Raw genomic sequence first — 6,631 nt, 5'->3', positions numbered from 1 at the left:
GAGGGATGGCATGACAAATATGTCCATCGCCTGGTAATAGGGAACAGTATTGCTCACTATCCCAAGGAAATGCACTCCTGTCCTTCCTACAAACATCCTTCTTATTTCCTCAAGCCCGTCGCCCACCACAAGGAGGTTTATGTTTCTGTTTTTCTTCCTGACTTTCCTGAAAGCTCGGTTAAGGGTTTTAAGGTCTTTTTCCTTGGAAAGCCTTCCGCAGTATCCCACTACAATGTTTTCAGGATTTATCCCTAAGCCCATCTTTGCAAGGCGCCTGTCTTTCGGAGGAATGAATTTTTTCCTGTCAATTCCGAGAGGGATTACCTTTTTTAGTGTCCTTATCCCCCTGTTTGAGAAAATCTCAGAAATTTCATTGCTTGGCGTGATTATCAGGTTGCACATTCCGTATATTATCCTTGAGAGGAGTATTATTATGAATTTTGTGACTGAGCCCATTATTCCCCTGAATCCCACATTTTTCAGGGCAACCTGCCACTCTATCACGTGGGTGAATATTACAATCTTTTTCCTGAGAAGCCGTGCGCACGCTATTGAATAAATCCCTATCGGCGCAATGGACTGCGAGAATATTATGTCTGACTCCCTTACCTTTTTCCAGATTGTTGAGATTTTTGGCGCGGCAAGGTTGAAATCGCCAAGCATTTTTTTGTGAACTGGAAAGCCGATTATTTCAACTCCTTCAAATTCCGGAAGCACGGGCATCTCCTTTCCGAACTTTGGGGCAAGGATTGTTATGTCAAACTCATTTTTGAGCTCTGGAACTATTGCAGTGACAAATCTGCTGACCCCATCCACCCTTGGAGGGAAGGTGTCTGTTGCAATCAAAAGCCTCTTTTTTTCCATCTTCCTTCTTACCTTGCCCGGTAAAACCTCTCTGCAAACCTGCATTCAGCGTTTATCCCGTTTAAAAAAGCTGAAATCACAACTCCCGGCATCAGAAAAAGCATTGAAATAAACTGGCTCTTGAATATATTCAATGCCCTCATCTTTGTTCCGAATGTGCCTGATATGTCCACATACATCTTTGGCATTTCCCTGTTTTTTATGTCAATGGGGTTCCATATGTCAAAAACATATATTTCCGGGTCAATCTTAGCAGCTTCAACAGCATTAAAAACAGTTTTGTATACTGCCCTGTGGTCTGGATGCGGGTCCTCTGATGAGTGCGTTAATATCCTATAGGGCTTTTCCTTTTCCACAATCTCCTTCAATTTCTTCTCCAGCTTCTTCTCCTTTATCTGCAGGAGTATTTTTCCCTCTTCAAGCCCGAAGAACACTGACTCGCTGCATCCCAGAATCTCATCTGCCTTTTTGGACTCCTTAACCCTCATCTGGACTGTGACTTTTCTCTGAAGCCAGACATGGCTCTTTTCGCCGTATGAGAATATTATTGTCTTTACCCTTTTCCCCTCTTTGACGTATTTCGCTATTGTCCCGCCTGCCCCGAAAACCTCATCGTCAGGATGGGCGCATATGACCAGGACAGTATCCTCCCTGAGCCCGGTTTTCTCATTTGGCGCTTTTTCATCTGCCATAATGAAGCAAAGAAATTAATTAGTATTAATAATTTTCTTTTAAGGTTTTTTGTGAATATGAATTATAAAAAATTATTATGAATAGAAAAATGGGTCGGCAGATACCTTTTAGTAAAAGCTATACTAAAAATGATGAGAACTCTGATTTTTCCCGCTTTATGAGTATTTCTTTTCTGCTTTGAAAGAATTAAAAAATGGGTCGGCGGGAATTTGAATCCCGGATACCTACGTCTTCAGCGTAGTGCTCTCCCAGGCTAAGCTACCGACCCAATCTGGGATGAATTTTAAAAATTGTCAAATTGCTTATAAACTTTTTGGAAATGCAGGTTTAAAGATCCTCTTCTCCGAATTCTTCCTCTTCGGTGTCCTCAGGTTTTTCTTCTTCTTCCTTTGGCTTTTTGGATGCCTTTTCCGGGGGGGATGCATTTTCGGACTTGCTGACTATTTCAAGCTTCCCGAATTTTCCTGTGGAAAGCTGAACCTGCCCCTGCCATTCGTTTGCATAGCCGTTCTCTATCTTGACAATGTCGCCCTCATTGACTTTTTCAATGTCATCATTCCATAGGGTGAGGCTTATTGAGCCTGATTCGTCCTTTATGGTGGCGTTTGCAACCCTTCCGCTCTTCCCGAATTTGGTGAATTCCCTGATTCCGCTCTTGTCAGTTATTTCGCCGCTGATGTCAATCTTTCCCTGTCCTGGTTTTATTTCGCTGATTTTCATAGCTTTTCAGAAATCAAGAGGGTATTTATAAATCTATTGCTTCTTTAAGAGGGCTGGGAATTATACAAAAAAGAAAAGATATTTTTTAGGGAATCCCTTCAAAACTTATTTCTTCTGATATGAGCTTTCTTATTGTTTCCTTCAGCTTGTCAATCCTGACTCTCGCCTGCTTTGTTGAGTCCCTGTCTCTTATTGTCGCGTCATTTTTTTCAAGGCTGTCAAAGTCAACTGTTATGCAGTAAGGAGTTCCAATCTCGTCCTGCCTCGCATACCTTCTTCCGATTGAGCCTGATTTGTCATATATGCAGTTGAACTCCTTCAGGAGCTCCCTGTAAATTTTTGAGGAAAGTGAAATAAGCTCTTCCTTGTTTGAGAGAAGCGGGAATACCGCAACTTTTATCGGCGAAAGCTCAGGCTTTATCCTCAGGACAATGTTTCCTCTTCCCTCATCATATTCATAAGCGTTTACAAGAACTGCAAGAAATGCCCTTTCCATTCCAAAAGTGGGCTCAATAACCCGCGGTATTACTTTTGACTTGGTCGGCTCATCAAAGTATTCCATGCTTTCCCCGCTCTCTTTTGCATGCTGTGTTAAGTCATACTGCCCCCTGTTTGCAATCCCGCCTAGTTCCTTTGAGCCGAACGGGTATTCATAGTCGACATCAAAAGTTGCCGAGGAGTAGTGCGAAAGCTCGCTTTTCACATGCTGCCTTATTTTTATCTTTTCAGGGTCAAGCCCTATTGAGAGGTACCATTTAATCTGCTCTGAAAGCCAGTATGCATGCCACTCGTCAAGCCTGCCCTCGCTTACCATCTTCCCGATTGTGACTTTCCTAAGTTCTCTCTTTCCTGCATCCTGGGTTTCTAAATCAAGCAGCCGGACTTCAGTTTTTTTGTGCTCGTCATCAAAGAGGAGGCACTTTTTCTCATTTGGATGTATGAAAAATTCAAACTCTGCTATGTGGAATTCCCTGCACCTGAAAAGAAAATCCCTTGGAGCAATCTCGTTTCTGAAGCAGCTTCCTATCTGGGCAATTCCGAAAGGAAGCTTCATTCTCATTGTTTCTGATACTGCCTTGAAATTAAGAAACATGCCCTGGGCTGTCTCCCCTCTTAAGTATGCAGTCATTCCATCTGAACCTATTGAAACCGGGAAGAGAAGCTTTATTTCCTTTGCTGAATTCCTGTCAAGCTCGCCATTGCAGAATTCGCACCTTGCCTTTCCAATCTCTGACTTGTCAATCTTGTTGATTTTCTTGCATTTCAGGCATGAGATTGAGATGTCGCTGAAGCTGTCTAAGTGCCATGACGCCTTCCATGTCCTGGGATGAGATATTATGCTTGCGTCTATTCCTATCATGTCCTCCCTGTTGTGCACAAAGTTCTTCCACCAGCTTGCCTTTATTGAATTGAAAAGTTCAACCCCTAATGGTCCTAAGTCCCAGAACCCTGATAATCCGTTGTATATCTCTGAGCTTTGGAAAACAAATCCCTTTTTCTTGCAGAAAACCGCCATGTCAGCGATGCTTTTTATCCTTTCATTTGCCATTGCGCTTTGCACCTTGAATAATAAGGATTAAGATTTCAGCGTTGTTTATAAATATTTTTCTTTGGCTGGCAGATTATTTTAAAATCGCAATGTATAAATAATCGATTAATATTTTTCAGATTGAAATGCAAAGCAAAAAGATTATCCTGTTTATGTTATTCCTCCTGCTTGCCCTCCCGATTGCAGTTCCTGCGAATTATTACGCAGATGTTGAAATATCAATTGATTCTTCTGGAAGGGCGCTGGTTTCAGGCACAACAAATCATCCAATTCTTTCAGTAAGCGAAAGCAACAGTTTCACTTCAAAAAACGGGGCTTACTGGCTTTTCAACATGAGCTTTCCAGAGAACTTCAGCGATTACATATATTCAGTCATCCTTCCTGCTGGCGCCTCAATTAACTACATCAAAGCTGAGAATCCTGTAAGGATTGAGAACTCAGGAGGGAGAATATCTGTTATAGGGATCGGGCATCTCCAGAAGTTTTCAATCGCAATCCAATACAGAATCTCTGAAAAGAAGGATTTCAGATACACTTCATTTATTATTTTTTCATCCTTGATTGCTGCAGGATTGATTTTATACCTGATTTCAAGAAGGCTTGAAAAGAAAAGCAAAAGCCCTGAAAATGAAAATAAAAATTGAAAAATAGGCGAAAATCCATTAAAAAAAAGGAGTTCCGGCGTGTTCCGTATTAAATTAAATGGTTTTTCTATCTTTCCGGGAATTAGATTCAACGCAAATCTTGAATCAGTTATTTTCAAATAAAATTTTTGAGGCAAGAAAGATTTATATACATATTAAACACATAAAAAATATGAAGTTCATAAGTAAACTCAAAAACATTCTATTCCATCCAAACGCTTTTTGGTCTGATGTATATGACGAGAAAGGCATTAAAGAAACATTAGTTTATTTGATTATTCTTATGAACCTGTCAGCAATTTTATATTTTTTGATAGTATTCATATCTTTAAATTTTGCTAAATCTAGTGGTGATTTAGGTTTGCCTGTTGTAATTAGGTTGTTAGGAAATACAATTAGTGTTTTCTTTCCGCTTTTTTTGGGCACTTTCCTTACTTCTGCTTTACTTCATTTATTTATTAAAATGTTTAAGGGAAAAGGAACTTTTGCCGAAACATATAAGGCAGTCGGTTATAGTGTAACTCCTAAGGCGGTTGGTTATATTGTAACTCCTTTTTCTTGGTTAATGGGAATGCGCGTTGTTAATCTGTTCATTTTAATTTATGGGCTTTATCTTCAATCATTGGGGGTAAGCAAGCTACACCAAATTAGTATGGGAAAAGCGATTTTGGCAAGTGTATTAGCAGATATAATAATATATGTACCGTTATCCTTTTTGATTGCTTTCGGAATGAATGTGATGTAATACCAATATTTTGCTTTCTTGTGAGTAAGCTTCGTTAAATGCATGTGTTCCGGCGTGTTCCGGCTAATTCCGGGCAAAATTAAAGGGTTGTTCCATCTTACTTATGCTTATTGCTCATCAAATGGGCATTTTTGGAGGTTTGAAAAATATGAACAAAAAAACATTTGCTGTTTTTGCAATCCTGCTTTTGGCAGTGGCGCTTTTGCCGCTTTTTGCAAAGGCAAATGAGGATAACAGCACAGAAAACAACGACATTGATGAAGAAAATGAAGAGAATGAAGCTCTTTTTGGCATCAATGAGACAGAAGAGCTTGAGATTGAGCCGATGGCAAGCCCATATGGCGCGATGGTAAGGCTTCTTGAGCTTGAAAAGTCAATCTCAAGGAACATCCTTGTTGGAGAAAACATAGTTGAGATAATCTCTGCAAGGAATTCAAGCCTGAATGTTACCCATCTGAACAGGATACTTGATGAGATGGAGCTTTTGCTTGATGAAGTTAAGAGCGCTCCAACATCCGGCGAAGGCTCAGAGCTTGCCCAGAAATTTGTGGACATGAAGCATGATGCAATAGCCCTTTCAAAAGAATTCAGGGAATATGCTAAACTGCTTATGCTTCCAAGAGAGCGGGCTGAAGTTGCAAAGAAGATTAAGGATTTGGACGAAAATGAGCTTCAGAAAATCAACAAGGCAATAAGAGATGCTAAGCACGAATTCAATGCCCAATACCTGAATGAAACCCTTCAGAGGCTTGGGCTTTCAAATGAGAACTTAATTAAGCTTGTTCAGAGCGGAAATGCAACGATTAAGGACGTCATGGAATCCCTGAAAGAGGCGCTGAAAAGCATCTCAGCAAAAAAAATGAATGAAGCAAGGCAGAAGATTAAGGAAAGCGAATCAAAAAGAGCTGTGCATGTTGATGCAGCAAACAGTGCAATAATCTCAAACCGTCTTGAGAGAATGAGCGAAAGGGAAATGGAGAGAAGCGAAAGGCTGGAAAACCAGAGCATCAAGGCAGAAGAAAATGGAAATTCCAGGGCTGCAAGGGTTCTTGAGCATCTCAGCGATTCAGCTGAAAAGAGAAGCGAGAATCTTGAGAAAATGAGCGGGAACGGGAATGGTAAGAGGTGAACAAGATGAGATATGCTGCACTGATTTTAATTGCAATATTTGCGCTTGCGCTTGTTACAGGGTGCGCAAATGTAAAAACAGACGGAAAGGGAACTCCATCCCCTGCTGAATCAGAAGCAAGCCCGGCGATTGAGGATGAGATTGCCGCAGGAATGCTGAATGACTCAACCTCAGTTGAAATCGGCGAGATGATGTAAAACCTTTTTTATTTTATTTTTCTTCCCATTCAATTTTCTTCTCAGCAAAAACGCAGGATACACCATGAGCACAGCAGCTGCCCCAGTTAT

8 protein-coding genes and 1 tRNA gene are annotated in these 6,631 nt (G+C 40.7%); 4 read left to right on the top strand and 5 right to left on the bottom strand.

Annotation, left to right across the window (positions count from 1 at the left end; all coding sequences use genetic code 11):
• The 5 genes from NTV63_03910 to NTV63_03890 form a co-directional block, all read right to left on the bottom strand.
• Nucleotides 1–909 (bottom strand): glycosyltransferase (locus NTV63_03910; protein ID MCX6710066.1); only part of this gene is annotated, 909 nt, incomplete at its 3' end.
• Nucleotides 873–1,556: a PIG-L family deacetylase gene (locus NTV63_03905; protein MCX6710065.1), complete on the bottom strand. Its 684-nt coding sequence runs from the start codon at nucleotides 1,554–1,556 to the stop codon at nucleotides 873–875. The genes NTV63_03905 and NTV63_03910, both read right to left, overlap by 37 nt.
• A 195-nt stretch (nucleotides 1,557–1,751) precedes the next feature.
• A tRNA-Phe gene (locus NTV63_03900) sits at nucleotides 1,752–1,825 on the bottom strand.
• Nucleotides 1,826–1,884: 59 nt separating this feature from the next.
• Nucleotides 1,885–2,277 (bottom strand): SOSS complex subunit B family protein, encoded by a 393-nt coding sequence (locus tag NTV63_03895; protein MCX6710064.1) that lies wholly within the window; start codon nucleotides 2,275–2,277, stop codon nucleotides 1,885–1,887.
• Nucleotides 2,278–2,362: 85 nt separating this feature from the next.
• Nucleotides 2,363–3,826: a glycine--tRNA ligase gene (locus NTV63_03890; GenBank protein ID MCX6710063.1), complete on the bottom strand. Its 1,464-nt coding sequence runs from the start codon at nucleotides 3,824–3,826 to the stop codon at nucleotides 2,363–2,365.
• Between the two features lie 125 nt (nucleotides 3,827–3,951).
• Here NTV63_03890 and NTV63_03885 point away from each other — a divergent pair, with 125 nt between their 5' ends.
• From NTV63_03885 to NTV63_03870, 4 genes are all read left to right on the top strand, one after another.
• Nucleotides 3,952–4,470, top strand: coding sequence for a hypothetical protein (locus tag NTV63_03885; GenBank protein ID MCX6710062.1), 519 nt, complete (start codon nucleotides 3,952–3,954; stop codon nucleotides 4,468–4,470).
• A gap of 172 nt (nucleotides 4,471–4,642) precedes the next feature.
• Entirely contained in the window at nucleotides 4,643–5,215 is a 573-nt protein-coding gene (locus tag NTV63_03880) for a Yip1 family protein (GenBank protein ID MCX6710061.1), read from the top strand.
• Nucleotides 5,216–5,363: 148 nt separating this feature from the next.
• Entirely contained in the window at nucleotides 5,364–6,344 is a 981-nt protein-coding gene (locus NTV63_03875; GenBank protein MCX6710060.1) for a hypothetical protein, read from the top strand.
• A 5-nt stretch (nucleotides 6,345–6,349) separates the two neighbouring features.
• The gene (locus tag NTV63_03870; GenBank protein MCX6710059.1) at nucleotides 6,350–6,541 is read left to right on the top strand and encodes a hypothetical protein; all 192 of its coding nucleotides are present in this window, start codon (nucleotides 6,350–6,352) and stop codon (nucleotides 6,539–6,541) included.
• Nucleotides 6,542–6,631 lie beyond the last annotated feature (90 nt).

The organism is Candidatus Woesearchaeota archaeon (genome assembly GCA_026394965.1).
Taxonomy (GTDB): Archaea; Nanobdellota; Nanobdellia; order Woesearchaeales; family 0-14-0-80-44-23; genus JAPLZQ01.
The sequence above is the reverse complement of the archived record's forward strand: the minus strand, read 5'-3'. Positions and strand labels throughout refer to the sequence as shown.

Excerpts from the sequence above, each read along its gene's own strand:
- NTV63_03905 (MCX6710065.1), bottom strand. The coding sequence starts at position 1,556 with ATGGCAGATGAAAAAGCGCCAAATGAGAAAACCGGGCTCAGGGAGGAT.
- NTV63_03895 (MCX6710064.1), bottom strand. The coding sequence starts at position 2,277 with ATGAAAATCAGCGAAATAAAACCAGGACAGGGAAAGATTGACATCAGC.
- NTV63_03890 (MCX6710063.1), bottom strand. The coding sequence starts at position 3,826 with ATGGCAAATGAAAGGATAAAAAGCATCGCTGACATGGCGGTTTTCTGC.
- NTV63_03885 (MCX6710062.1), top strand. The coding sequence starts at position 3,952 with ATGCAAAGCAAAAAGATTATCCTGTTTATGTTATTCCTCCTGCTTGCC.
- NTV63_03880 (MCX6710061.1), top strand. The coding sequence starts at position 4,643 with ATGAAGTTCATAAGTAAACTCAAAAACATTCTATTCCATCCAAACGCT.
- NTV63_03875 (MCX6710060.1), top strand. The coding sequence starts at position 5,364 with ATGAACAAAAAAACATTTGCTGTTTTTGCAATCCTGCTTTTGGCAGTG.
- NTV63_03870 (MCX6710059.1), top strand. The coding sequence starts at position 6,350 with ATGAGATATGCTGCACTGATTTTAATTGCAATATTTGCGCTTGCGCTT.